Genomic DNA, 26,133 nt, shown 5'->3' on the forward strand with positions numbered 1-26,133 from the left:
TAAAGCTTCACAGTCGTGAAAGCTTTTGTTGACCTGTAATCTGCGATTGTCTGCTGAAAAGAGACAAGTTCCCGTGTGTGCATTTGACTTGTCATGCCACCAACGGGGAACTGGCAATAGCGGAGAACAGAAATGCCGGCCGTAACGCTGGAGAACGATGTCATAAGGCGGCTTGCCTCCGGGCACATGTTTCCCATGGCGAAGCTTGTGCTTGAAACCGCGTTTCAGCCGATCGTCGAGGCGACGACGGGCACGATTTTCGGATATGAATCACTGATGCGCGGCCATGACCGGCTTGGGTTTTCCAACCCGCTCGCGCTTCTCGACCAGGCTGCCGAGGATGGCGAGCTGAAGGCCTTCGAGCAGATGCTGGCAAGCCGGGCGCTCGCTAAATTCTCCACCCTGGCGGATTTTTCCACCACCACCCTGTTCCTCAATCTCGATGTAAGGCTTATCCCGCACGGGGACGCCATTCTCGACAAGCTCGTTGGCCATCTGGCGCGGGCGGGCATTCCGGCCTCCTCCATATGCTTTGAACTTTCCGAACGTTTCGACAATACCAGCGTGCCGGAGTTCAAGGCGCTGATCGCCCGCATGCGCAAGGAAGGTTTCAAGCTGGCGATCGACGATTTCGGCGCCGGTCACGGCGAGATGAAGCTTTTATGCGACTATCCGCTTGATTACCTGAAGATCGACCGGCATTTCATCAGCGGTGTCGATCATCTTCCGCGCAAGCAGCATCTCGTGCGCAACATCGTCAACATCGCCCATGTTCTCGGCGTCCGGGTCATTGCGGAAGGCATCGAAACCGAAGCGGAATTTCTCACATGTCGCGAATATGGCGTCGATCTGGTGCAGGGCTGGCTGATCGCCAGGCCGACGGTTTTCACCAGCGAGCTTCCCGAGAGCTTTCCGCACCTCAACCGAGTGGGCGTGGCGCGGCGCAACAGCCAGTCGCTGGACGAAATCCTCATCCGTCGCGAAATAGAGCGTCTTCCCACCGTCTATGAGCATGACAGCGTCGACAGCGTCTTCGAATTGTTCCGCAGAAACCCGCAGCAGGCGTTTTTCCCGGTGCTCAACGCCAATGGCGAACCGCGCGGCGTCATCAACGAATATCACCTCAAGGAATACATCTACCGGCCTTTCGGGCGCGATCTCCTCAAGAACAAGATCTACGAGCGCACCATTTCCCACTTCGTCGATCCTGCGCCGATCGTGGGTCTCGACGCCGATGCCGATCAACTGATGAACATGTTCGCCAGCATGGGCGGCAGCGCCTGCATCATCCTGACCGAAAACATGCGTTACGCCGGCATCGTCTCAGCCGCATCGCTCATCAAGGTCATCAATGAAAAACAGCTCAAGATGGCGCAGGACCAGAACCCGCTGACGGCGCTGCCGGGCAACCGCGCCATCGGCGGCTTCATAGCCGACAGCTGCGGCGATGGCGATGAGACCCGTTTCTTCTGCTATTGCGATTTCGACAATTTCAAACCTTTCAACGATAAATACGGCTTCAATGCCGGCGACCACGCCATCACTCTGTTTTCCGCACTGATGCGTCGCTACTTTTTCGCCGGCGACTGCTTTCTCGGCCATATCGGCGGCGACGACTTCTTCGTCGGCGTGCGTGACTGGGCGGTGGAGGAACTGACGGAAATCCTAGAGCGGCTGCTCAGCGATTTTCACGGTGAAGTGGCCGAACTCTATTCGCCAGAGGACCGTCAGGCTGGTCGCATGGTCGGGCTGGACCGTCGCGGCAATGAGCGGGATTTTGCCCTGCTGCGTTGCTCCATCGGCGTTCTCACATTGCCAAAAGGTTTGATCATCGCCAATCCCGAGCGCATCGGCAGCGAGATCGCCGGCATCAAGACAGCCGCGAAAGAAAACGAAGGCGGCCTCGTCATCCGGGTGTTCGGGGAGACAAAATGACATCAGCGACAAAGGGCCTCCTTCCCTAAGCGGTACATCTGTCCTAAATCTTCAGGTAACGCCGACAAATGAGGAATTGCCCCTGGCCATGCCCGAAAATGTGACCCTGCCCGAAAAAATGCGCTTCATCGACCTTCCCTCCCATGGTGGCCCGGAGGTGATGCAGCTTTCGCAAGCACCTTTGCCAACCCCCGCCAGAGGCGAAATCCTGGTGAGGGTCGAGGCGGCCGGCGTCAACCGCCCCGATGTCGCGCAGAGGCAGGGCACCTATCCGCCACCGAAGGACGCAAGCCCGATCCTCGGCCTCGAAATTGCCGGAGAAGTGGTGGCGCTCGGCGAAGGCGTCAGCGAATTCAAACCTGGCGACAAGGTCTGCGCGCTCGCCAATGGCGGCGGTTATGCGCAATATTGCACCGTGCCGGCCGGTCAGGCCCTGCCCTTCCCCAAGGGGTACGACGCCGTCAAGGCCGCCGCGCTGCCGGAAACCTTCTTCACCGTCTGGGCCAACCTCTTCCAGATGGCGGGCCTGACCGAAGGCGAAAGCGTGCTCATCCACGGCGGCACCAGCGGTATCGGCACAACCGCCATCCAGCTCGCCAAAGCCTTCGGCGCTGATGTCTATGCGACGGCGGGTTCTGCGGAAAAATGCGAGGCCTGCGTCAAGCTTGGTGCCAAACGGGCCATCAATTACCGCGACGAGGATTTCGCCGCCGTCATCAAGGCCGAGACCGATGGCAAGGGTGTTGATGTGGTTCTCGACATGATCGGTGCGGCCTATTTCGAAAAGAACATTGCCGCACTCGCCAAGGATGGCTGTCTGTCCATCATCGCCTTTCTGGGCGGCGCCGTGGCTGAAAAGGTCGATCTGCGGCCAATCATGGTCAAACGCCTGACCGTCACCGGCTCCACCATGCGGCCACGTACCGCTGACGAGAAACGCGCCATCCGTGATGAGCTTATCGAACAGGTCTGGCCGCTCATCGAAAGCGGCAAGGTTGCGCCTGTCATCAACAAGGTCTTCACGCTGGACGAAGTTGTGGAGGCCCACCGGCTGATGGAAACCAGCAATCATATCGGCAAGATCGTGATGCGGGTGTCCTGATCAGACCTCTTGCATTAATGACGAATCGTACTACCTTCTAGTTATGTTCAACGTATCGGAAGGAGGTGATCCAATGTCTAATGAGATTTCGGTCTCTGGTGCAGGCAATGGAAAGGGTGGGTTTTCGACGGGGCAGCCCTCGGCGTAAAAACCTCTTGCCTTCGGAACGTTGAGAAACAGTCCCGGGTCTGTAAACAGGACCAAGCTCATGGAAGGGTCGCCTCTGGCGACCCTTTTCCGTTTCTAGGGTGATCGGCGCGTTTACCCGGTTCCCTCATCTCTGTGCTTGTCACAGAGATCCAGCCAGACCAAGTCTTTGGGCTGAATGGATACCGGCTCAAGGCCAGTATGACCGGGAACCGCCAGCTGCCAATCGCAGCCGCATCTCCCCTACTTCTTGCCAAACACTTTCCACCGGGTCGGGCGAAACCGCAGTTCGGCACCTACCGCCACGGCGGCGTTGAGCGGCACCTCGATTTCGAGGTGATAGGGGTCATGGCCGTTATTGGCGATGTCGATTTCGGCGATGCGGGTGCCGGCGAGGCGGCGACAGGTGGTAACCTTGCCGTAAAGCGCGTTTTTCTCGTCGGTCAGCACCACATCTTCCGGACGGAAGAACAGCTCGCCCTCACCTGCGCCACTTTCGGCGACGCCGATGCTCTCGCCCTGAAACACCACCTGGCCGTCGCGGATCGTCACCGGCAGGCTGGAGGATTCGCCGATGAAGGAGAAGACGAACGGGGAATTGGGCGTGTCGTAGACGTCATCCGCCGTGCCGACCTGTTCGATCTTGCCCTGGCTCATGACGACGACGCGGTCGGCCAGTTCCAGTGCTTCTTCCTGATCGTGGGTAACGAAGACGGTGGTGTGGCCCGTGCGGTCGTGGAATTCGCGCAGCCAGCGGCGCAGTTCCTTGCGCACCTTGGCATCGAGTGCGCCGAAGGGTTCATCGAGCAGCAGCACTTTCGGCTCGATGGCGACTGCGCGAGCAAGTGCCACGCGCTGGCGCTGGCCGCCGGAAAGCTGGGTGGGGTAACGCTTTTCGAGGCCGGTCAGATGCACCATGTCCAGAAGCTCCGATACCCGTCGGCGGATTTCCGCTTTCGGCAGGCGGGAGGCGGAAGGGCGCACCTTCAGGCCGAAGGCGATGTTGTCGGCAACCGTCATGTGGCGGAACAGGGCGTAGTGCTGAAACACAAAACCGACATTGCGCTCCTGCACCGAGCGGTGCGAGGCATCCTCATCACCGAAGAAGATGCGGCCTTGGGTCGGCTGCTCCAGGCCGGCTATGAGACGCAACAGCGTCGTCTTGCCGGAACCGGAGGGACCGAGCAGCGCGATCAGCTCGCCGGAACGAATGTCGAGCGACACGTCGTTCAGCGCCGGAAAGCGATCAAACTGCTTGGTGATGCCGGAAACTTTCACTTCCATGAATATGCCTTTCAATGCTTGCCGGCTGCGTTGCCCGCGCCAAAGCGTATTTCGAGAATGGTTTTGAGAACGAGCGTCACGAGCGCCAGACCAGCCAGCAGCGTCGCCACCGCGAAGGCCGCGCCGATATTGTACTCATTATAGAGTATCTCGACATGCAGCGGCATGGTGTTGGTCTCGCCGCGAATATGGCCTGATACGACAGAGACGGCGCCGAACTCGCCCATGGCGCGGGCGTTGCAGAGCAGCACCCCGTAGAGCAGTCCCCATTTGATATTCGGCAGCGTGACATACCAGAAGGTCTGCCAGCCGGTTGCGCCAAGCGAGATCGCCGCCTCCTCATCGCCATTACCTTGCTCCTGCATCAGCGGGATCAGTTCACGCGCGACGAAGGGAAAGGTGACGAAGATGGTGGCAAGCACGATGCCCGGAACAGCAAAGAGGATTTCGATGCCATAACTCTTCAGCCATGGCCCGAGCACGCTGTGCGAAGAGAACAGGATGACATAGACCAGACCCGATATGACCGGCGAGATCGAGAACGGCAGGTCGATCAGCGTTATCAGGAATGCCTTGCCCTTGAACTCGAATTTCGCAATCGCCCAGGCGGCGGCGACACCGAAGATAAGGTTGAGCGGCACCGAAATGGCGGCGACAAGCAGTGTCAGACGGATGGCAGAGAGAGCATCCGGCTCGACGATCGCTTCCCAGAAGGCATCGGCGCCTTTGCGAAATGCCTCGAAGAACACCGATACCAGCGGCAGCACGAGGAAAGCCGCAAGGAACAGGAAAGCAATGGCAATCAGCACCAGCCGGGCAGGCAGGCTCTCGCTGGCGGGATCGCGGAACGGTCGGGACGAGGTGCGGGAAGCATCAGACATAACCGTACCTCTTGCGGCTCCAGGCCTGAATGAGATTGATGAGGAACAGCATGGCGAAGGAAATGATCAGCATGATGGTGGCGATGGCCGTCGCGCCCGCATAATTGAACTCCTCCAGCCGGATGACGATGAGGAGCGGTGCAATTTCCGAGACGTAAGGAATATTGCCGGCGATGAAGATGACCGAGCCGTACTCTCCGATACCGCGCGCGAAGGCGAGTGCGAAGCCCGTCAGGATGGCCGGCGTGAGGCTTGGCAGCAGCACCCGGCTGATGGTCTGGAAACGGTTGGCGCCGAGCGTTGCCGCCACCTCCTCCACCTGCCGGTCTATTTCTTCCATGACCGGCTGCACGGTGCGGACCACGAATGGCAGGCCGATGAAGATCAGCGCGATGACGATACCGGTCGGCGTAAAAGCGATCTTGATGCCGAAGGGTTCGAACAGCGAGCCAACCCAGCCGCGATTGGCATAAAGCGTGGTGAGCGCGATGCCGGCAACCGCCGTCGGCAGGGCAAAGGGCAGATCCACGATGGCATCAACGAAACGCCGGCCGGGAAAACGATACCGCGTGAGAACCCAGGCGACGATGACGCCAAAAACAGCGTTCACCAGTGCGGCGATGAAGGCGGTGCCGAAACTGACGCGCAGCGCATTCAGCGTACGGCTATCGACAGCGATCGCAATAAAATCTGCAAAACCAAGTTTCGCCGTGGACCAGATGAGGCCGCCGAGCGGAATAAGAATGATGAGAAACAGATAGGCGACCGTGTAACCGAACGTCAGGCCGAAGCCTGGTATCACGCTCGATTGACGCCACTTCCACCTGTTTCCGGATGTATTATTGCTCATCAACGCTCCGGATAATCTTTAGTTTGGCACATTTCCGGACAGAAAACCGGGGTCCACTTTTCCTGGAAATGCTCTCTGGGAGCCGGTGTTCCCCGGCCTTGTTATAAAGGATCGACCGGCACGGTGTCCGGTCGATCGATTTGTCGTTTTTCAAGTTCCTTTAAGCGGGGTGGGCGGATTTGTCTTCAGCCCATCATCCGCTTACTTGGCGGGCTTGTAAATCTGGTCGAAGATGCCGCCGTCACCGAAATGTTCAGGCTGCGCCTTGGCCCAACCGCCAAACTGCGGATCGTCGATGGTGACGAGCTTGATGTCGGGCAGCTGCTTCAGCAGATCCTTGGAGACAACTGCGGGGTTGGATGGACGATAGAAGTGCTTCGCCGCAATGTTCTGACCTTCGTCGGAATAGAGATATTGCAGATAGGCTTCCGCCGCCTTGCGGGTGCCCTTGGCGTCGACGTTCGCATCAACCACGGCGACCGGCGGCTCGGCGAGGATCGAGATCGGCGGCACGATAATGTCGAAGGCATCCGCGCCGAATTCCTGACCGGCCAGATAGGCTTCGTTTTCCCAGGCCAGCAGCACGTCGCCGATCTGGCGCTGCGCAAATGTGACCGTGGAGCCGCGGGCACCGGTATCGAGCACCGGAGCGCGCTTGTAGAGTTCGCCGACATAGGCCTTGATCTTGTCCTGGTCGCCCTTGAACTCTTCATTCGCCCATGCCCAGGCGGCGAGATAATTCCAGCGTGCGCCACCTGATGTCTTGGGGTTCGGGGTAACGATCTGCACGTCGCCCTTTACCAGATCGCCCCAGTTATGGATGCCCTTCGGGTTGCCCTTGCGGACGAGGAACACGATGGTGGAGGTGTAGGGCGAGGAATTATGCGGCAGGCGGCCGCGCCAGTCCTTGTTGATCTTGCCGGAATTCTGGACGATGGCATCGATATCGCTCTGCAGCGCCAGCGTCACCACATCGGCTTCCAGACCGTCGATGACCGAGCGAGCCTGCTTGCCGGAGCCGCCATGCGACTGCTGGATCGTGACATCCTCACCGGTATCGGCCTTCCACTTCTTGGCGAAGGCTTCGTTGAAATCCTTGTAGAGTTCGCGGGTCGGATCATAGGACACGTTAAGCAGCTTGGTCTGCGCGGCAGCCGAGCCGACACCTCCCAGAGCCAGCGATAGACCGAGAGCGAAAACGCTCAAACCGGACAGAAGCTTGGACATCGGTATTCCCTCCTGATGAAGATGGCTTAACTCTACTGGACCGGTAGAGTTGGTCAATGAGGCCGAATACGATCGAAAAAGTGTTTCCCGAGAGCGTTTCCACGGGCAACAAATACAGCGCAGCATAGGCGAAAGGCGCAACAAGCGTCGTGTAAAACTTTGCTGAATGCAAAACCGTTTCACATTTTTGACGATTTTTTGGCGTTAGGGCGAAAAATATTCAGGTGTTTTAGACGATTTTTTCGTCAGGCCGTCAAAAGTTCGGGCACTTCCACACCTGAAACGGCATCCGCAACGGTGGTGTTGAAAAGGATATTGCGGGTGGCGTCGGCCACGCGGGCGAAGACGTGGCGTATTTCGCACTGCTTTTCGCCATCGCAATCCTCGCACCGGCGATAGGCGGTCTGCGACAGGCAGGGCAAGGGAGCCAGCGGCCCGTCGATGAGGCGCAGCACCTCGCCGAAGGTGATATCGGCAGCCGGGCGCGCCAGTAAATAACCGCCCTGCTTGCCGCGCCTGCTTTCGACGATGCGTTCCTTCTTCATTTCGAGAAGGATCTGTTCAAGGAATTTTTTCGGAATGGCCTGTTCGCGGGCAATATCGGAAATTTGCACAGGACAGCCGCCGTCGGCCTTTGCCAGCGAAAGAAGCGCCCTCAGCGCATATTTTGCCTTCTGCGAAATCATCGTGAAACCAGTAGAACACAAGCCCGGATACCCGGCAATTCCGGCTTAGCGCAGAAGTTGTCACAATTCAAATCCAAGCTGCAAAGAAGGTGAACGGGCATCTTTTGCTCATAGATCGTGCGCGTGAGGCATTTTTGCTCTGAAGTGCAGCGCACAAAGACTGTCATTTCTGTTCCAGAGGCCCGATTTCAACAATAATCGGCCATGGAAATCCCGGACGTGACAATGACGATCAATTCAGCAAATGCCTCTGCCGATACCGCTTCCCTCGACGCCACGCTTGCCGGGCTCGATCTTGCGGGACGACTTTCCTTTATCGCCGGTCTTGGCGGCCGTGCGGTCTTCACCACCAGCCTCGGCATCGAGGACCAGGTCATCACGGCGGCCATCGGCACCCACCGGTTGCCGATCGACGTCGTGACGCTGGAAACCGGCCGGCTCTTCAAGGAAACCGTCGATCTCATCGAGGAAACCGAGGAACGCTTCGGCATCGACATCCGTCGCTTTCGGCCCGAACAGGACGATATCGACGCCTATGCCGAAAAATACGGCCTCAACGGTTTTTACGAAAGCATCGAGGCCCGTCACGCCTGCTGTCATGTCAGAAAGCTGATCCCGCTCGGCAAGGCGCTGGAAGGTGCCACCTTCTGGATCACCGGGCTCCGCCGCGGCCAGTCGGGCAATCGTGCGACCACACCTTTTGCCGAGTTCGACGCCGAGCGTAATCTGATCAAGGTCAATGCCTTGGCGGACTGGGACATCGACCAGATCAAGGCCTATGTCGCTTCTGAAAACATTCCCGTCAATCCGTTGCATGCGCGTGGTTACCCCTCCATCGGCTGCGAGCCGTGTACACGCGCTATCAAGCCCGGCGAGCCTGAGCGCGCCGGACGATGGTGGTGGGAAAACGACGAGAAGCGCGAATGCGGTCTTCACGTCGCCGGTGCGGACCAGACATCCGCCATTTCCGCCATCCCACAACGATAATCATTCAGACCAGTTCCGGAGTTTAAAATGTCCAACGCAGTCCACGAGACGGACAGCAAGAATACTGTCGCATCCAAGCCGCCGCTCGATCCGCATCTGAAGGCGCTTGAAAACGAAGCCATTCATATCTTCCGCGAAGTCGCAGCCGAATTCGACAATCCCGTGATGCTCTATTCCATCGGCAAGGATTCATCCGTGCTGCTACATTTGGCGCGCAAGGCCTTCTTCCCAGGCCGCGTGCCCTTCCCGCTGCTGCACGTCAATACGGGCTGGAAATTCAAGGAAATGATCGAATTCCGCGACAAGATCGTCAAGGAATATGACCTCGATCTCATCTCCTACACAAACCCGCGCGGCGCGAGCGAAAACGTGACGCCCTTCACCCACGGTTCGGCGCTCTACACCGACATCATGAAGACGGAAGCGCTGCGCCAGGCGCTGGACGCCGGTCAGTTCGATGCCGCCTTCGGCGGTGCGCGCCGCGACGAGGAAGCAAGCCGCGCCAAGGAGCGCATCTATTCCTTCCGCACGCCGGACCATAAATGGGACCCGCGCAACCAGCGCCCTGAGCTGTGGAACATCTATAACGGCATGGTCCGCAAGGGTGAAAGCGTGCGCGCCTTCCCGCTCTCCAACTGGACCGAAGTCGATATTTGGCGTTACATCGAGGCGGAAAACATTCCGCTGGTGCCGCTCTATTACGCTGCCGAGCGCCCCTATATCGAGCGTGACGGCATGATGATCCTTGCCGAAGACGAGCGGCTGGAGCTGCTGCCCGGCGAAGAGATCCAGCACGGCTCGATCCGCTTCCGCACGCTCGGCTGCTTCCCGCTGACCGGCGCGATCCACTCCGAGGCGGCGACGCTTCAGGAGGTCATCGCAGAGCTGGAAATCGCCACCGTTTCCGAGCGGCAGGGCCGCGCCATCGATCGAGACCAGTCCGGCTCGATGGAGAAGAAGAAGCGCGAGGGCTATTTCTGATGACCGCCGCTGCTACCAACACCGCCTCCACGGCCACCATTCTGCCCTTTGCCGAACATTCGAAGGCGACGCGTGATACGCGCCCGCTTCGTCTCATCACCTGCGGCAGCGTCGATGATGGCAAATCGACCCTGATCGGCCGTCTCCTGTGGGACACCAAGGCCGTCAAGGAAGATCAGGCCGCTACCCTGCATCGCGATAGCGGCAAGCAGAACGATCTCGGCCTGCCAGATTTCGCGCTGCTGCTCGACGGGTTGCAGGCAGAGCGCGAACAGGGCATCACCATCGATGTCGCTTATCGCTATTTCTCAACCGACCGGCGCGCCTTCATCGTGGCCGACACGCCCGGCCATGAGCAATATACCCGCAACATGGCGACCGGCGCTTCCACGGCCGATCTCGCCGTACTTTTGGTCGATGCGCGCACCGGCATTCTGGAACAGACACGCCGACACGCCACCATCGCGGCGCTGATGGGCATCCGGCAATTCGTGCTGGCCATCAACAAGATCGACCTGACGAATTACGACAAGGCAGGTTTTGAACTGATTGCCCACGAATTCCGCGATTTCGCCTCCGACCTCGGCATCAAGCAGATCACAGCCATTCCAATGTCGGCGCTGAAGGGCGAAAACGTCGTGCTATCAGGCAAGGCCTCCATGCCCTGGTATGAAGGCCCGACGCTGGTCGAAACGCTGGAGCTTGCCACGGTGCGCTCGGCGCAATCGGGTGGTTTCCGCTTCCCCGTACAGCGCGTGTCGCGCCCCGGCGAAAGTTTCCGCGGTTATCAGGGCACGGTTGCCGGCGGCTCGGTCAAGCCGGGCGACAGCGTTGTCGTGCTGCCGTCGGGCATGGTCGCGAATGTCAAGCAGATCGTCACTTTCGATCTGGTGCGTAACGCCGCCGTTGCTGGTGACGCGGTCACGCTCGTTCTCGACCGTCAGGTGGACGTCTCGCGCGGCGACATGATCGTGTCCATCGAGGCACAACCGCAGACAGGGCTTGCCTTCGACGCGCAGATCGTGGCGTTGCAGCCAGGTGGCATCGAGGCCGGCAAACGTTACTGGCTGAAAAGCGGCAGCCGCCGCCAGCGCGTCAGCGTGCAGCCGGTCAGCCAGCTCAACCTGAAAGAAGGCGAATGGCAGGCGCACGAGACATCGCTGCCGATGAACGCCATCGGCAAGGTGCGGCTCTCCTTCGACGAGACGGCGATCTTCGATGCCTATGAGCAGAACCGGGCAACCGGCTCCTTCATCCTGATCGACCCCGACACCAACAACACGGTGGCGGGTGGCATGATTGCCGGCAAACGCAGCGTTGGCGCGACGGAAGAACAGGGTGACCGCGTCATTCTCTCCCTGCCCGCCCATCTGGCCGAGAAGCTTCTGGCAAGCGAACTGCTGGCCAAGCACCGCGACGAGATCGACATCCGCCGCACGGATGGCGCGACAGCCTCACGGCTGATCAGCGATCTGGACTGAAAGACACGCGCACACAACAAAAAGGCGACCGTCCAAGCGGTCGCCTTTTTGTTTGAAAGCCTTTGGATCAGGCCTCGTTTAAAACACGAACATGTAAAGCAGGATGATCACAAAAATCGGAACACCCATCGCCCACAGTGCAATACCTTTTAGCATGTTATCCTCCATCGTTGTTGTGGTGGGATAACGGTTGAGGAGTGGTTGCGTTCCCTGCGACTGCGCTGACGACGGGTTCATCGCAGTCGATAACGTCAAACGCATCAAGTTTTCGACGCTTGGCAGAGCCCAGAAGATGGCCAGCGTCATGGCGCTGTGTTCAGGCACGGTTAATGACCGACACCTCACTCTCTCAGCAATGGAACTGCGTGGTTCAGCGCACGTTAGTGTCCGTCATTGGGAGATGAAGATTATGAAAATTCTGACTGCAGCGATCTGCCTGGTTTCGGTGGGCATCCTAAGCGGCTGTGTCGATGATCGGGGCTACCGTAGCGGCGGATATTATACGACAGGCGTGTACTACCGCACCTATGAACGCGATCGCCACTACCGTGACTATGACCGTCGCGACTGGCGCGACCGGAGGGATTGGCGTGATCGTCGCGACTGGCGCGGTGATTACCGCTACCGATGATCGACTGGACCTACATTCAAGACCATTGGGATTGGGCGGGGCACATTCTAGAGGCCGTCATCATGGCGGCGATTGTCGCCGTTCTGTTTCGCCTGCTCGTTAGCTGGCGAGTGGCGTGGATAATCGGTCTGGCCTTCGCCGCCGGTCATTTTCATGGCCGGGAAAAGCGGGACTACGAGGTGTCCGTAGAAATGCCTCCTCCCCATCTGGAGGGTTATTACTTCTGGAATTGGTCCTGGGATGGTTTAACCGACTTCTGGCCGACGGCTGTTGTTTGCGTTTTGCTCATTCTCCCGTTGGCGAGGACGAGAAATTGACATTCCGTGCAATCACCGAAGTCGTGACTTGCAGCCGCGGACGCCGAATGCGTTTACCCGTCGGGTTTTAAACCGTCAGGTCTCGGTACGATGCCTTGATCCAAGGATCTTGAGAAAGTGTTGGGATCATTTGAAAGCCCCGGGAAATATTAGGCTTAAGCTGGTCGGAGTGAGAGGATTCGAACCTCCGACCCCGTCGTCCCGAACGACGTGCGCTACCAGACTGCGCTACACTCCGTGACCAGCGGCGCTTCTATAGACCAGCCTCCAGCATTCGACAAGCGGCATATTGCATTTTTTGTGACAAGTTTTCAACGCGCTGCGAAGGGCGGTCGCCAAGTGCCTGCCGCACCGGGCGGCGTGTGGGAAAACGTTACAAAAAAGCAATTGTGGCAGGAAATTTTCGTCAAGCGGCACAGCTCCCCTGCCCGTCGCCGCCAAATCTGCTAGGGGAACGTAATGACCGGCGGGAAGCCGGACACGGCACAAAGGACATTTCACCATGCTATTTCGCAGCGTAACGCTCGCAGGGCTCGCCATTGCGCTCTCCGCCTGCACGACATCGACGGGCTCTGCCCCTTCCTTCACCCAGAAGAGCCCCGTTGAAACGCGGTGGGTCGGTCAGTCCGCAGGTATTTTCTTTGCAAAATTCGGCCCGCCGCTGAGCGACACGGAAACCGGCAGCTCGACCATCTATAACTGGCGCGGCGGTTACAAGAAGGCCACCATTCCGGCCAAGTTCGAAGAAGGCAAGGACGGCAAGAAGGGTCGCCAGATTTCGCCCGCCCGCACCGCCTCGCTCTCCTGCACGGTTCAGCTCACCGTCTCCAGCGACTACACGATCACTTCGGTACGCACGGTTTCCGACCGCCCCGGCGTCAACGGCCCGAGCTATTGCGCGGAATTCCTCGCCGCAAACTGAGTTTTCGTCCAGCTGACGAAACGAGCCAAGGCCTGCCCTAACCGGCGGGCCTTTTCACTTTTTTGCGATTATTCTCATTTTTCCTGAATTTTTTTCACACGGACCAGCGCAACCTGATCCGCCAAGCGCGGCGAACGCCGAATTGACGGCGTTTTCGCGATATTCGCGCTTGAGACACTTTCAACCGTTTGAAAGCACCGTCTAATCCTCGCAACCACAAAAATGACAATCCGCAAAATGGCAAAAACAGCCAATGCGACCTTATGTCCCGGCAAAATCCCCGCAAAAGCGCTTGAACTGGAGTGAATAAGTCAGGGTTGTGCCTGTTTCGGCTTTGCTGTAACGGGGCGGCTGGGAGGAGTGTTTTTAACACAAAACAAGAATCAGGTATGGCCGTGACTCCCATCGATCAAGACAAATCCCAGCTCACTGATCTTTCCTCAGACGCGCTTCCCTCCCATGCGCTTCCAATGAACCGCAGACAGGTTCTCGGCACTGCGCTCGCAGGGCTTGCAGCGACAGCGCTGCCGACATCCTCGCTTCTCGCCAATACGGCTACCAAGAAGGTCGACGTGCTTCTGATCGGTGGCGGCATCATGAGCGCGACGCTCGGCGTGTGGCTGCGTGAACTGGAGCCAACCTGGTCGATGCAGATGCTCGAGCGGCTGGACGGCGTGGCGCTTGAAAGCTCAAACGGCTGGAACAATGCCGGCACCGGCCATTCCGCGCTTGCCGAGCTGAACTACACGCCGGAAGACGACAACGGCAACATCAAGATCAGCCAAGCCGTCAACATCAACGAATCCTTCCAGATTTCCCGGCAGTTCTGGGCATGGCAGGTACGTAACGGCGTTTTGAAGAACCCGCGCTCCTTCATCAACCACACGCCGCATATGAGCTTCGTCTGGGGCGATGAGAACATCGCCTATCTCGAAAAGCGCTACGAGGCGCTGAAGGCAAGCCCGCTTTTTGCCGGCATGGAATATTCCAGCGACCCCGAGCAGCTTAAGAAATGGGTGCCGCTGATGATGGAAGGCCGCGATCCTTCCCAGAAGATCGGCGCGACCTGGTCGCCGCTCGGCACCGACATGGAATTCGGCGAGATCACCCGCCAGTTCGTTTCGCATCTGCAAAGCGACCGAAATTTCGACCTTCAAGTCAACAGCGAGGTTTCCGATATCCAGCGCAATGCCGATGGCAGCTGGCGCGTGACCTATAGCAACCTGAAGACCGATGCTGAGCAGACCGTGGATGCGAAATTCGTGTTCATCGGCGCCGGCGGCGGTGCGCTGCATCTGTTGCAGATGTCCGGTATTCCGGAAGGCGACAATTACGCCGGTTTCCCGGTTGGTGGCTCGTTCCTGATTAACGACAATCCTGACGTGACGATGCAGCATCTGGCCAAAGCCTACGGCAAGGCCTCGGTCGGCTCGCCGCCCATGTCGGTTCCACACCTCGATACCCGCGTGCTTGGTGGCAAGCGCGTCATCCTGTTTGGACCTTTCGCCACCTTCTCCACCAAGTTCCTGAAGGAAGGCTCCTATTTCGATCTCGTCTCCTCCGTCACGACAAGCAATGCCTGGCCGATGGTGCGCGTCGGCATCGATGAATATCCGCTGGTGGAATATCTCGCCGGCCAGCTGATGATGTCGGACGACGACCGCTTTGCCGCGTTGAAGGAATATTTCCCGAACGCGAAACAGGGCGAATGGCGTCTGTGGCAGGCGGGCCAGCGCGTGCAGATCATCAAGCGCGACGAGGAAAAGGGCGGTGTACTCAGGCTCGGCACGGAAATCGTCGCCGCGCAGGATGGCAGCATCGCTGGTCTGCTCGGCGCCTCCCCTGGCGCCTCCACGGCCGCACCGATCATGCTGAGCGTTCTGGAAAAGGTCTTCAAGGACAAGGTGGCAACACCGGAATGGCAGGCCAAGATCCGCCAGATCGTTCCGAGCTACGGCACCAAGCTCAATGACGACCCGGAAAAAGTGCAGCAGGAATGGGCCTATACGGCCGAACACCTGCAATTGCCGACCCCGCCGCAGATCGATCTTGGCGCGCTGAAGGGCGCGGGAGCGGCACCTGCTGGCGCGCCGGTGAAGAAGGTTCCCGATATCGCGCTTTAAGGCTTAGCCGCGATTTTAAGTTTGGACGCCGCGTGTCTTTGGATGCGCGGCGTTTCTGTTTAAGCAGGCGTTTAACACACACGCGTCATCCTGGCCTCTTCGCGAGGATCCATGGATTTCAACGGCTTGTGGATTCTTGGGTCAAGGCTGGTGATGACGGAGGACAGGTTTTCGCGCGTCACAACATCCGGGATCGCAGTGAAATGGTACGGCTGATAGATGCCCGCCGGCACCTGTGCACGCTGTTCTGATTTTGGAAGTGATGGCTGGGGCGCCAGGAGCCCCAGCTAGGTTTTTCCGCGTTCTCAAGCCATTGAGAATCCTTACGAAACCTGCTTACTTAATATGACAACGCTACAGACAGTTGTGGCAACAACGCAAGACATTTTTATTCCGCCGATAGCCCTGGGTTTGCGGGTTTATCGTCCATATCCGAAGCGACCAATATCGAGGTCATTCTCCACCTTCTTGTCCTTGAGACGCCGCTGATCACGGACCCGATCACGGGCTTGGGCGAGAATGAAATCGAGGCCACACAATGCCATCGACGGATGCTGACGGATGATCTCGTTTGCTGCAGCCACTTGGTTAAGGACTGGACCAGCAGCTTCTTTTCTTTTGGCGATATCCTGAACAAGAGCGGAATGCTGCTCTTTGTCGTGAACCTCCTGGCGAACCAGCTTCGATTTCACCTTCTCCAGATCGGAGTTGCAATTCCTCAGTTCATCGGATGCCTGCTGAACCGCTGATCCTAACTGCCGTTGTTGGCGTTCCACGACAAACGCAATTCCTAGTAAGTAGTGCCACCACCTGGGTCGTCTGGCCTTGCCAAGTCGTTGCTCAGCGACGAAGAGCGTGTCCCATTTTTTGGCAACGCTTTTCTCTATGGCTGCGACTTCGGTCCGCAGGCGGGTGGTCTTTTCAGAATATGCAAAGACGGGAACCGTCCGATTGAAATCAAATCTCGCCTGTTCCTCCATCTCCCAAAGGTTGGCTACGATCCGTTCCTCTGAGGCCATGGCGAGCATGTTGGCCTTACCAAGAAGCAAAGATAGCTTATCCTTGTTCCTCTCAAGTCCTGCAAACCAGCCTACGGGGCTCAGGGCGAGGGCTTGAGGCAATCCAGTTTCTGATTCAGGCGCTCTATCTGGCTCGATACGTTTTCCAGCGCTTCCAGAATTTTGACCTGTATCTGAACAAGAACTTCGGGGCCGGGTATTTGCTGTTCGCTTGGCGGCTGCAACAGGCTGTGAATAGCTCGCGCTTCGGCTAGAATTGCTTGTTCGATTGTCGCTTTTGTCGTTGGCTGACTCATCGCTCGCTCCACTCATTATTTTGTCGATTTCTGTTTTCTTGATTCCCGACAAGCGGGCCAAGGAGCCAATGAACGCTCCATCCAAACTGGTGACGATCCATGTGTCACGCTTATCTCCTGCCGCAAGGAAGAGCGATGACGCTGCAAATGTAGCCTCCAGCTCTTCTCTTGTGGTCGCTCTTGCCATGGCATTCTTAACTGCCTGCCTCACAGTCGGGAGATCGGCCCCCGCACGCTTACCGGCCTGATGCTGGGCATGCGTGAAAGCTTCTCTTGATGGAAGCTCTTTTCCGCGAAGTTGATCCTCAACGCTTCTTGCGGCATCGAAAGCACCGCGTTTTCGCAGTCCAGCGATAACCGATGTTGTATGGACACCGTGAACGAATCGATGTCCAAATTTGAATTCCGACCAACGAGCAACAAGCTCGTGTAGAATTCGATCAAATGAACATCGAAGCGCCCTGTGCGTCACAGGATCAACCTCGCCGACCAGCACATGCCAATGCACATTGTGAGCGTCGGCTGTAGCACGCGTCTTCGTATGTTCAACGATGACAGCTCGCGTAGGATCAAAATCGAATTCTTCTGCGATCATCGTCACAACTTCGCGCATCTGCTCTCTGGTGGTAGCATCATGCGGGCTGACGATCCAATGGCGTATGGAATAGGTCGACCGCTTTGCCAACGCATCGAGATGCATGTCGGTGATATCGGCGACAGTGCCAGTGAGAAACGCAACAGTGTCGTTGTCGGTGCCATTCTTGAGATGGCTTATCAACCTGTTTACGCTCGATCTCGTCCTAAATCTGATGGCTTTGATAATCATGGCGCAGATCATGTCAGCACTCTGAATGCATCCTGACGGACATGGGCGGCAATTTCCTTCAATTTTGGAACGTCGATTGGCTTCTCCGCAAAGGCTTCGAGCATCAAATTCGTGGACCGACGCAGCTTCGCGATATCTTTGCGTCGTTTATCGCCAGCTATTTGCCCACGCATTGTTTCATCAAGAGCACAACGCACGATTTCCGAAGCAGTTTTGCCCGCCTGACCGGCGAACCTTACGAGCCGGGATTTTTCGGCATCTGAAATTCGGATTTTTACAAACGCGTCTTTCATGAAATGCAGCCTCATCCTTCGGGGGTCCACGGGGGCAGAGCCCCTTGGCCTACTGCCTTCGTGTTCACGAAGGCATGGCTGGCAACCGAAGGTCACTCGAAATTTTGTGCCTACAACAAGGCTTGACCGGAAACCTGTCGGCCACAATAGCCGTAAGCGATCAGCCTCAAATAAAATAGCGATGTTAATTTGGTTGAAAGGCGGGTAATGGGCATACCACCACTTTGGGTGGCCCAGCTTCACAGGAATATGCAATGCAAAACACATCTCACGCTGTGATGGCACAACGGCATGAGGCTGCGGACAGCCCAGACGACTTTCCAACGCCACCATGGGCCACCAGGGCGCTTGTCGAGCACGTTGTGGGCGCTGGGGATGTCAAATCAATGTCCTGCCTCGAACCCGCCTGCGGAAGAGGCTACATGAGCCGACCACTGACTGAGTATTTCTCATCGGTGGAATCGGCAGACGCCTACGATTACGGATTTGCCCCCATCCGAGACTTTTTAACTTCCCCCTATCGTCGTAACTCTTATGACTGGGTTATCACCAACCCGCCATTTCGTTTGGCAGAGGAGTTTGTTCACCGAGCGCTGGATGTTGCGAGGGTCGGAGTGGCAATTTTAGCCAGGACGGTATTTCTTGAGAGCATTGGACGATATGAAACGATCTTTCGACACAATCCGCCGTCTGTTTTCGCCCAATTTTCGGAGCGTGTTCCGATGGTAAAGGGCCGTGTTGATCAAAGGGCCTCTACAGCAACTGGCTACGCCTGGTTTGTCTGGAACAAGGCCGAAGACCGAAGTAGTCCTCGGCTTGCATGGATTCCGCCGTGTCGCAAATTGCTGGAACGCCCTAGAGACTATCTCTAAGTTTCATTTTTTGCAAAATCGGCAAGTCCATCCTTAAGCAACTGGATCGCAGTAGAGACATCATTCTTTTCCAAGGCGTCGACAGCTTTCGTCACCTTGCCCCGTAGACGACGCCCTTTGGGACCAGGAGCACCCTTGGGGGGCAGCTCAATGGCGGGCGCGGCTGTGACGCCTCCGTGTTGACCCTGCTCAACTTCTGCAATCCTTGCTTGATTCTCTCCGAACCAAGCTGCGATGTCGTGTTTCTTATCGCCCCTTGCAGACATCCCAAGTACCAGTGACGCATCCCGATTTGTCAGTGTCACATAAACCTCCTCCACCTGTGATTGAAGGAGATTATCGTGCGATCAAGAAAATTCAAGCTCCTTCAGCTGGAATAATCGGCTCATTCGGATCATGGGGGCCCGGCACATGTCCGGACGGAACAACGTCCGATGCGCTCAAGATGTGTTTTTCCTGGTCATCGAAAAAAATGTGCGCACCGAACGCTTTCAGTATAGGAGCCTTTGACCAGGTGCCGACGAAATGAGCTTCATCAGCAGGCGTTCCCCATGCTCTAAGCGTATTGATCACGCGAGCATGGGCGTGCCTGTCCCGGGCAGTGACAATTCCAATCCTGACCTTGCTAACGCCATCTTCACGAAGATAGATCGTCCTTAACATTGACAGCTTTTTCAGGAAATTACCGAACGGACCGGTATCCATTGGGCGATTTGCATGTTCTTGCTCATGCCTCCGAAATCCGTCGAGACCTTGAGCCTTGTAAATTTCATCGGATTTCGCGCTAAAAACTACCGCATCGCCATCAAAGGCAATCCGAACCTCTTCAACTGGAACATGTTCCCATGATGGCGAGACCGGCCCCAAACGTGCTGCGGCCGCACCGGCATCGACAGCGGCCTGTACATCATGACTGTCATTGGAAAGAAAGAGATCAATCGACCAGGCCGAGACAAACGGGGCAAGCGAATTTCCGCTGGTAAAGCTTCCGGTGATGACGGAAAGACCATAATGCTCGATTGACTTGAATGCTCGGATCGACAGGTCTGGGGAGTTCTTTGATAGAAGTACAACCTCGACATACGGCTTCTGACCGGCCTCATTTAATTTCAGCAGGCGCTCGATAACCTCGAAGCCAGCCCCCTTACCGACGACTACATCCTCTCTCTGCAATTGGAGTTCACAATAGGCCTGAACCCCTTGCTTTACGAAAACACTATGTTCTTCCTCAAGGTCAAAGAGCGCCCTTGTCGATATACCAATGCGAAGTGGTGCCTGCCGAAGACTGTTCTTGATTTCTTCCATGTCAAATATCCAGTTTCGGTAATGACGTAACAATCATTGTCGTTTCCAGGCTGACGGTAATTACGCGCTGGAAGAGTTTTAGGGGGTATGCGGGATCACCAACTGTTTCGATGGCGTACCGGTTGGCGTCGTTGACGATGCCACTGGCCTTGTCCGTTTTGACACATTGGCGCTCTATCACCCATTCGAGCGCAGATTTGCCGTTGACGACGTAATCATAGGCCCCCAATGGAATGCCGGTTATGGTGATGTTAGCATTGTAGATCAAAGTGGACTTGTCGAGATTGGGTCGCTTGCCCGCGAATTTCATCTGCTGCACGCGATAGAAGCTTTCGGGATCAGCAGGCGGCACGAGCGACGTGTCCCCGCGTGTGAAGATGACAGGGTAGGGTTCAACCTGTTCATAATTGACATGCAATTCTGCCAAAGCACGGCCTGCTCTGGAAAATGCCCAGAAATCAGCGGCGGTTTTTACGCGTGGAATGCGCGGTAATTGTTTTGAGAGATTGTCAGCAAAGCGGACGCGATAATCCTCTGAATGAAGCAGGCCATAAATGTAATAGAACAGGTCTTTCTTGTTAAGCACGTCTTCGGGATAGGCGGACTGAAAATACGCTAACCCTTCATCGGTGATGCCGTCGCGGCGGACAATCCGAGATTGGGAGGATTCCTGTCCAAAAAGGTCGGCTTGCGCATCGCTCATTGCCCCTCCTCCGTCTCGTAGAGAAACATCGGGAAGCATTGGCTCCCATCGATGTCCACCATATGAAGACTCGGAAGAGCGTTGCTTATCATCACGCTGAACGGTACTTTCTGACCCCCGCCCGATGTGCAGATAACCAAATTTTCTTCTTGACTGTTCTTCGGTATTTGAGTATACTGGACTGGACTGGACTGGACTGGACTGGACTGGACTGGACTGGACTGGACTGGACTTCAAAAATTTCTTCCGGGAAACACTGTGTTCCTCCGTCGCTTTGCAGTTCCGGTATTTTCTTGGTCATCAGTGCAAACTGGCTTCCCTCATGTTGCCGCTGCTTCACCATAATGACTTGATTTTCCGCCTTGGCGTCATCCATCGGGAAGATTCGTGGCATTTGTCCTACTCGATGAATAAGCGTGTCCGAATAGTAGACTTCTTGCTTGGAAAACGGGCGATATAGACCAGTCGTCAAACTATTTGCACTAAACTCAATGCGATTGTTGCGTGCCAACTCCATTTTTAGACTACTCGTCCAACTAATGTTTGCAGCGTCGGCGTTAACGAAGCCATCTACGGCCTCCGCCCTCACTTTCCTGTCAACGTTGGAATGATTAGAGTTAAAACGATCAGTTTCACTGTTATAAAAGTCAATCATGCGCTGAACGTTGGAAGCGAGTTGATCGCGGCTTGAATTGAAACACCATGCATCACGTCCAGTTTCCAGTCCCCTAGAATAATTTGCAAACAAAGTCGCAATGCCCTTTGCGTTCTTGTCACCCATCGCCATGAACGTATCGAACACTTTATCGCGTTGCCCAAGCCAATCGCCGTGTTCATCAGGAGTGATCTTCTGCCAACCACCGGTCTTAGTGATACCGCCGACGCTTCCGAAGCGGGCAACGGACTTCAGCTTGTCTGTGCGGTTCAAATAATCGCCAATATCGTGAAAAAAGATTTGACCATGTTCGGTCGCGGCTGGATTTTTTACCAACAGTGATATGGCAACCGGAGTACGGGTGCCCATTCCAAAGACATTATCTTTTTCCTTCCGTCTCAATTCGCCAGAGGTACGTGCATCGCCACGCAAATGGAAAACATAAAGGCTTGAAAACTCATCCACCAGGCATTTACGCAGTCCATCCGTGGCGTTGCCATCGATCCAGCCTGCATTACTGACATAGGCCATGATGCCTGCGTCCCCGAGACGGTCACTGCCCCAACGAATGGCGCGGATATAGCTGTCATAAAGCGCGTTTTTGTTCGTTGCGGTGGAATGCGCTGCATAGGTCTGTCGAATACGACTATCGAGACTGGCATAGGCGATATTGGCGTTGTTGTCATTGGCGCTATTCTGGCCCACCGAATAGGGTGGATTGCCCATGATGACGCGGATATCAAGCTCTTTCTGCCGCTGGCGTCGAGACGAATTATCCACCATCAGGTGACTGATCAAGTCTTCCTTCTCATAAAGCTGAAACGTGTCCGTGAGGCAAATTCCTTCAAATGGCTTATATTCACCACCGGCAAGCGAATGATAGACGGCTTCGATATTGATTGCCGCAATATAATAAGCCAGCAGGACAATCTCGTTGGCATGAATCTCATGGGCGTATTTGTGCGCCAGTTCCTCCGGGCTGATAAGACCGGATTGCAGCAGTCGGGTGATGAACGTGCCTGTGCCTGTGAACGGATCAAGAATGTGGACGCCCCTACTTCCCAAGGTCTGTCCGAACTCCTGTTGCAAAACGTCGTTGACCGAATGAATGATGAAATCCACCACCTCGACCGGCGTGTAAACGATGCCGAGTTTTTCCTGTAATTTCGGGAAGGCATTTTTGAAAAACTTGTCATAAAGCTCGACAATAATTTTCTGTTTCCCCTCCGCATTATTGATGCCGGACGCCCGGATTTTCACATCCGCATAGAATTTCCGAAGGCTTTCTGATTCTTTTTCCAGATTGTGTTCATCCAGAACATCCAGCACGCCCTGCATGGCGCGAGAAACAGGATTTTCTTTTGTGAAATTGTAACCTTCGAATAGGGCTTCAAACACTGGCTTTGTGATGATGTGCTGTGCCAACATTTCGATGGCTTCGTCTTCGGAAATGCTGTCATTGAGATCGTCTCGCAACTCTCCCAGAAACCCCTCGAAGGCTTTACGCTCCGAACTGTCAGGCTGCCTCACCAGCGCCTTGATGCGGGTGATATGGGTCTGCGCAACCTTACCGATATCGGTTGCCCAATCCTCCCAATAGGTGCGACGTCCGCATTTTTTGACAATCTTCGCCATGATAGCGGATGAGATTTCATCGAACAGGAAAGACGTTTGCACCGGTTCTGAAATGGTCGTGCCGTCTGGATCATGCTCATCGACTGCATCGCCACCTTGCCCGATGTTTAGCCCAGTCGCCTCGGGCTTGTTCCGGTTCGGCATCTCATTCTTGACGGCGATGATTTCAATCTGACCCGAGACATCCACACCCAACTCCATCTTGTTGATGGTGGCATCGAAACGGTCGTCGTGGGCGCGAAGGGCGTTCAGGATTTGCCAGACGACCTTATATTTTTCGTTATTGTTAAGCGCCTCTTCCGGGGCCATGTCCGCCGGGATGCCGACCGGGAGAATGACGTAACCCATTTTCTTATCCGGAGCCCTGCGCATGACGCGGCCAACGGATTGCACGACGTCAATTTGTGACTTGCGTGGATGCAGAAACATGATGGCGTCCAAAGCTGGGACATCCACGCCCTCCGACAGGCAGCGGGCATTGCTGAGAATGCGGCAATTGTCTTCGCCTGTGTCTTCCTTCAGCCAGTTCAACAACGTGTTTCTGGCTTTGGCGTTGTACGATCCATCAACATGTTCCAGCTCGCAGTGGAGTTTGCTTTCTTCCGCTGCGTCGCCGTCCATTATGCTTCGACTATCGAAATATTCTTCGATCACCTTACCGAACTCATTGGTGATCATTTTCGAGCTTTTGATATCACGGCAGAAAGCGATAGCTCGTTTCATGGAATGCGGATCGGTTGCGACATCCTGCTTCAGATTGGTTTTCGAGAGCGCCTTGTAACAACCGATGATCTTGGTGGCGTCATCAAGCTTCAACTCGCTGTTGGCGTCAGCCAACCGATTCTGAACCCCGGCGGACACGATAGCCTCATCGACCGCCAATACGATAACCTTGTAGTCGGTTAAGAGATCATTCTGTACCGCCCACGAAAAACCGCGCTGAAAAAAAGTTTCGCCATACAGCGCCACATCATCCATGGAGCAAAGTTCCACTGAAGCTTCGCTGGCCTTTGTCTTGACGCCATCACCATAGATGCGCGGCGTTGCCGTCATGTAAAGGCGCTTTTTGCCCTCGATGTAGTCCTGACTATGGACCTTGATGAAATTGGAATCGTCCTCATTTTCGAATTTTGCGCCCGTCGTACGGTGAGCTTCGTCGCAGATGATGAGGTCAAATTCCGGCAGTCCGTATTTCTTCTGGGCGTTGGAAATCGTCTGAATGGACTGGTAGGTCGAGAAAACGACGGTCATCCGCAAATCAGGGTGGGAATTGACTTTGTCTGCAAGCGTTTTGGCGTCTGTCGTTGCCGGATAGGCAAGATCATGGATTTCGATATCGCCGATATCATCATGGATGTTGCGACGTTTGCCGACCTGCACGTCCGAGCAAACAGCAAAGCAGCGAAGCGGGGTATTCGTGTCTATAGACCATTCCCGGACTGATTGGGACATCAGGGCCAGAGACGGCACAAGATAAAGCACCATCTTGCCGACGCCCGCATAGTCCTCGGCTATCTTCAATCCAGTGAAGGTTTTTCCCGTGCCGCAGGCCATGATGAGCTTACCGCGATCTGCCTCTGCAAAACCGTTCCTGGCCGCCTCCAGCGCGTCTTTCTGGTGTGGCCTAAGCTCTTTCTTTGCCGCCAGGACAACTTTCTCATCCCGGATATACATGCCCCAATCAATCGGGCTTTGTTCAATCTCGGAAAGGCCGATGCGTTGTGTTTCAATGGACTGATCACGCAGCGCGCCCTCGGCGTGTTCGCTCCAGTCAGCGTTCGTTGTGTCGACGATCAAACGTTCGGTGAACGGACGCTTGCCTGAAGCAGTGAAGAAGGAGTCGATATCGGCCTTCTGGATGCGGTAGCCTTCTTTATAAAACTTGCATTGGATTGCGCAGTATCCGCCGTCATCGCTGATCCGGGCAACGAGGTCAATGCCAGTATCCTGCCCGCTTATGCCGCGTTCCTTGGCGAAATCAGCATAGGTCCAGACCCTATTGAAGCGCTGCGCATATTGAGGGTCATGTTCAAAGAACACCTTGGCCAGTTCTTCGAAATAGGTTCCTTTTTCCCGCTCTGTCCTGGCACCGCTTCTGTATTCTTCAAGGAGTTTTCTAAGTGCACTTGACATAATTTTCTCGGCTTACGGGAATCTTAGTTTCCTGTATCGCATTCGAGATTGCTGCTGTCTATTCGAGGCTCCGCAAATCCCACCCCATCCACTGTTTCAAACCCAGCGCACGGCATTTGCGTCACATAGAAATAGTGACGAGAAAAATGACAGTTTGCCGCCGATAAAAATAGGATTCAGACTGTGTCTTACAAACGACCGTTTACGTGACAAGGATTTTCGACATGGGTGAGCTTATCGGTTATTGCCGCGTTTCTAAATCGGATGGCAGCCAAGTGCTTGATCTTCAAAAGGATGCACTGATCAAGGCCGGGGTGAACGAGAGGCATCTTTATTCCGACCATGCTTCCGGCAAGAAAGATGATCGTCCAGGATTAGAAGCCTGCCTCAAAGCGCTGCGCCAGGGCGACACGCTGATTGTGTGGAAATTGGATCGGTTGGGCCGTAACCTTAGGCATCTGGTGTCCACCGTCGACGACCTTTCACAAAGAGGCGTTCACTTCAAGGTTCTTGCAGGCGATACGCCTGTGGACACAGGTTCGCCGCAGGGCAAACTGCTTTTCGGAATCTTTGCATCACTTGCGGAGTTTGAGAGAGAACTGATCAGGGAGAGGACAATAGCCGGACTGCAATCCGCTCGTGCTCGTGGACGTATCGGCGGACGGAAGCCGACGATGACAGCCGCGAAAATTCGCCTTGCCCAAGCGTCAATGGGAAAACCGGAAACCGTAGTCGCCGACCTTTGCAAAGAGCTGACTGTCTCTCGTCAAACCCTTTATCGACATGTCTCCCCGAATGGTGAACTGAGGGCCGATGGAATGAAGGTGCTCGGCGTCTCTTAA

Annotated in this window: 22 protein-coding genes and 1 tRNA gene; 10 read left to right on the forward strand and 13 right to left on the reverse strand. The window is 55.8% G+C overall.

All coding sequences use genetic code 11. The annotated features are described in order from the left end of the window. Positions 1 to 132 precede the first annotated feature (132 nt). Both ACQZ45_RS05210 and ACQZ45_RS05215 read left to right on the forward strand, forming a co-directional pair. Complete coding sequence (locus ACQZ45_RS05210) at positions 133 to 1,935, forward strand: GGDEF domain-containing protein (RefSeq protein ID WP_448742192.1); 1,803 nt, start codon at positions 133 to 135, stop codon at positions 1,933 to 1,935. 88 nt (positions 1,936 to 2,023) lie between these two features. Further along, a complete protein-coding gene (locus ACQZ45_RS05215) occupies positions 2,024 to 3,037 on the forward strand; it encodes an NAD(P)H-quinone oxidoreductase (RefSeq protein WP_162724288.1) in 1,014 nt (337 codons plus the stop codon). A gap of 390 nt (positions 3,038 to 3,427) precedes the next feature. Here the strand turns inward: ACQZ45_RS05215 and ACQZ45_RS05220 are convergent, their stop codons facing one another. The 5 genes from ACQZ45_RS05220 to ACQZ45_RS05240 all read right to left on the reverse strand — a co-directional run bounded on the left by ACQZ45_RS05220 (position 3,428) and on the right by ACQZ45_RS05240 (position 8,112). Further along, positions 3,428 to 4,468 (reverse strand): sulfate/molybdate ABC transporter ATP-binding protein, encoded by a 1,041-nt coding sequence (locus tag ACQZ45_RS05220; protein ID WP_113291402.1) that lies wholly within the window; start codon positions 4,466 to 4,468, stop codon positions 3,428 to 3,430. 11 nt (positions 4,469 to 4,479) lie between these two features. Then, positions 4,480 to 5,349, reverse strand: coding sequence for a sulfate ABC transporter permease subunit CysW (gene cysW, locus ACQZ45_RS05225; RefSeq protein ID WP_003511871.1), 870 nt, complete (start codon positions 5,347 to 5,349; stop codon positions 4,480 to 4,482). Next, positions 5,342 to 6,199, reverse strand: a complete 858-nt coding sequence (cysT, locus tag ACQZ45_RS05230) for a sulfate ABC transporter permease subunit CysT (protein ID WP_013635645.1) — start codon at positions 6,197 to 6,199, stop codon at positions 5,342 to 5,344. The genes cysW and cysT overlap by 8 nt, the downstream gene beginning before the upstream one ends. Before the next feature lie 201 nt (positions 6,200 to 6,400). Beyond that, positions 6,401 to 7,426 carry a sulfate ABC transporter substrate-binding protein gene (locus ACQZ45_RS05235; RefSeq protein WP_003511869.1) on the reverse strand — a complete coding sequence of 342 codons (1,026 nt, stop codon included), beginning with the start codon at positions 7,424 to 7,426 and terminating at the stop codon, positions 6,401 to 6,403. A gap of 245 nt (positions 7,427 to 7,671) precedes the next feature. Then, complete coding sequence (locus ACQZ45_RS05240) at positions 7,672 to 8,112, reverse strand: RrF2 family transcriptional regulator (RefSeq protein ID WP_003511868.1); 441 nt, start codon at positions 8,110 to 8,112, stop codon at positions 7,672 to 7,674. A gap of 204 nt (positions 8,113 to 8,316) precedes the next feature. Between ACQZ45_RS05240 and ACQZ45_RS05245 the strand changes: the two genes are divergently transcribed. The 3 genes from ACQZ45_RS05245 to cysN are packed head-to-tail and all read left to right on the forward strand — an operon-like array spanning position 8,317 to position 11,561. Next, positions 8,317 to 9,099 carry a phosphoadenylyl-sulfate reductase gene (locus ACQZ45_RS05245; protein WP_013635643.1) on the forward strand — a complete coding sequence of 261 codons (783 nt, stop codon included), beginning with the start codon at positions 8,317 to 8,319 and terminating at the stop codon, positions 9,097 to 9,099. A 27-nt stretch (positions 9,100 to 9,126) separates the two neighbouring features. Then, entirely contained in the window at positions 9,127 to 10,080 is a 954-nt protein-coding gene (cysD, locus tag ACQZ45_RS05250) for a sulfate adenylyltransferase subunit CysD (protein ID WP_003511863.1), read from the forward strand. Continuing rightward, complete coding sequence (gene cysN, locus ACQZ45_RS05255; protein ID WP_003511861.1) at positions 10,080 to 11,561, forward strand: sulfate adenylyltransferase subunit CysN; 1,482 nt, start codon at positions 10,080 to 10,082, stop codon at positions 11,559 to 11,561. The genes cysD and cysN overlap by 1 nt, the downstream gene beginning before the upstream one ends. Positions 11,562 to 11,639: 78 nt before the next feature. Here cysN and ACQZ45_RS05260 read toward each other — a convergent pair whose 3' ends face one another. Next, positions 11,640 to 11,867, reverse strand: coding sequence for a hypothetical protein (locus tag ACQZ45_RS05260; RefSeq protein WP_003511859.1), 228 nt, complete (start codon positions 11,865 to 11,867; stop codon positions 11,640 to 11,642). Between the two features lie 103 nt (positions 11,868 to 11,970). On the opposite strand from ACQZ45_RS05260, the gene ACQZ45_RS05265 reads away from it, so the two are divergent. Together ACQZ45_RS05265 and ACQZ45_RS05270 are read left to right on the forward strand one after the other, a co-directional pair. Continuing rightward, positions 11,971 to 12,192 (forward strand): hypothetical protein, encoded by a 222-nt coding sequence (locus ACQZ45_RS05265; protein ID WP_003511857.1) that lies wholly within the window; start codon positions 11,971 to 11,973, stop codon positions 12,190 to 12,192. Further along, positions 12,189 to 12,509, forward strand: coding sequence for a hypothetical protein (locus ACQZ45_RS05270; RefSeq protein WP_003511855.1), 321 nt, complete (start codon positions 12,189 to 12,191; stop codon positions 12,507 to 12,509). Before ACQZ45_RS05265 ends, ACQZ45_RS05270 begins: the two co-directional genes overlap by 4 nt. A gap of 161 nt (positions 12,510 to 12,670) precedes the next feature. On the opposite strand, the gene ACQZ45_RS05275 is transcribed toward ACQZ45_RS05270, so the two are convergent. Further along, a tRNA-Pro gene (locus ACQZ45_RS05275) sits at positions 12,671 to 12,747 on the reverse strand. A 264-nt stretch (positions 12,748 to 13,011) separates the two neighbouring features. Here ACQZ45_RS05275 and ACQZ45_RS05280 point away from each other — a divergent pair. Beyond that, positions 13,012 to 13,431 carry a hypothetical protein gene (locus tag ACQZ45_RS05280; protein WP_003511854.1) on the forward strand — a complete coding sequence of 140 codons (420 nt, stop codon included), beginning with the start codon at positions 13,012 to 13,014 and terminating at the stop codon, positions 13,429 to 13,431. Positions 13,432 to 13,820: 389 nt separating this feature from the next. Further along, positions 13,821 to 15,554, forward strand: coding sequence for a malate dehydrogenase (quinone) (gene mqo / locus ACQZ45_RS05285; protein WP_025592695.1), 1,734 nt, complete (start codon positions 13,821 to 13,823; stop codon positions 15,552 to 15,554). A 419-nt stretch (positions 15,555 to 15,973) separates the two neighbouring features. Here mqo and ACQZ45_RS05290 read toward each other — a convergent pair whose 3' ends face one another. From ACQZ45_RS05290 to ACQZ45_RS05315, 6 genes are all read right to left on the reverse strand, one after another. Further along, the gene (locus ACQZ45_RS05290; RefSeq protein WP_162736157.1) at positions 15,974 to 17,695 is read right to left on the reverse strand and encodes a relaxase/mobilization nuclease domain-containing protein; all 1,722 of its coding nucleotides are present in this window, start codon (positions 17,693 to 17,695) and stop codon (positions 15,974 to 15,976) included. An 8-nt stretch (positions 17,696 to 17,703) separates the two neighbouring features. Then, positions 17,704 to 17,988, reverse strand: coding sequence for a hypothetical protein (locus tag ACQZ45_RS05295; RefSeq protein ID WP_162736156.1), 285 nt, complete (start codon positions 17,986 to 17,988; stop codon positions 17,704 to 17,706). An 868-nt stretch (positions 17,989 to 18,856) separates the two neighbouring features. Further along, the gene (locus ACQZ45_RS05300) at positions 18,857 to 19,165 is read right to left on the reverse strand and encodes a hypothetical protein (protein WP_448731309.1); all 309 of its coding nucleotides are present in this window, start codon (positions 19,163 to 19,165) and stop codon (positions 18,857 to 18,859) included. 52 nt (positions 19,166 to 19,217) lie between these two features. Next, the gene (locus ACQZ45_RS05305; RefSeq protein WP_113291396.1) at positions 19,218 to 20,165 is read right to left on the reverse strand and encodes a 5'-nucleotidase; all 948 of its coding nucleotides are present in this window, start codon (positions 20,163 to 20,165) and stop codon (positions 19,218 to 19,220) included. 1 nt (position 20,166) lies between these two features. Continuing rightward, positions 20,167 to 21,000 carry a type ISP restriction/modification enzyme gene (locus ACQZ45_RS05310; protein WP_448742231.1) on the reverse strand — a complete coding sequence of 278 codons (834 nt, stop codon included), beginning with the start codon at positions 20,998 to 21,000 and terminating at the stop codon, positions 20,167 to 20,169. Then, on the reverse strand, positions 20,960 to 25,291 hold the full coding sequence (locus ACQZ45_RS05315; RefSeq protein ID WP_448742193.1) for a DEAD/DEAH box helicase: 4,332 nt from the start codon (positions 25,289 to 25,291) through the stop codon (positions 20,960 to 20,962). The genes ACQZ45_RS05310 and ACQZ45_RS05315 overlap by 41 nt, the downstream gene beginning before the upstream one ends. 224 nt (positions 25,292 to 25,515) lie before the next feature. On the opposite strand from ACQZ45_RS05315, the gene ACQZ45_RS05320 reads away from it, so the two are divergent. Further along, positions 25,516 to 26,133 carry a recombinase family protein gene (locus tag ACQZ45_RS05320; RefSeq protein ID WP_448742194.1) on the forward strand — a complete coding sequence of 206 codons (618 nt, stop codon included), beginning with the start codon at positions 25,516 to 25,518 and terminating at the stop codon, positions 26,131 to 26,133.

This window comes from Agrobacterium sp. 16-2014-1-2a (assembly GCF_053522705.1).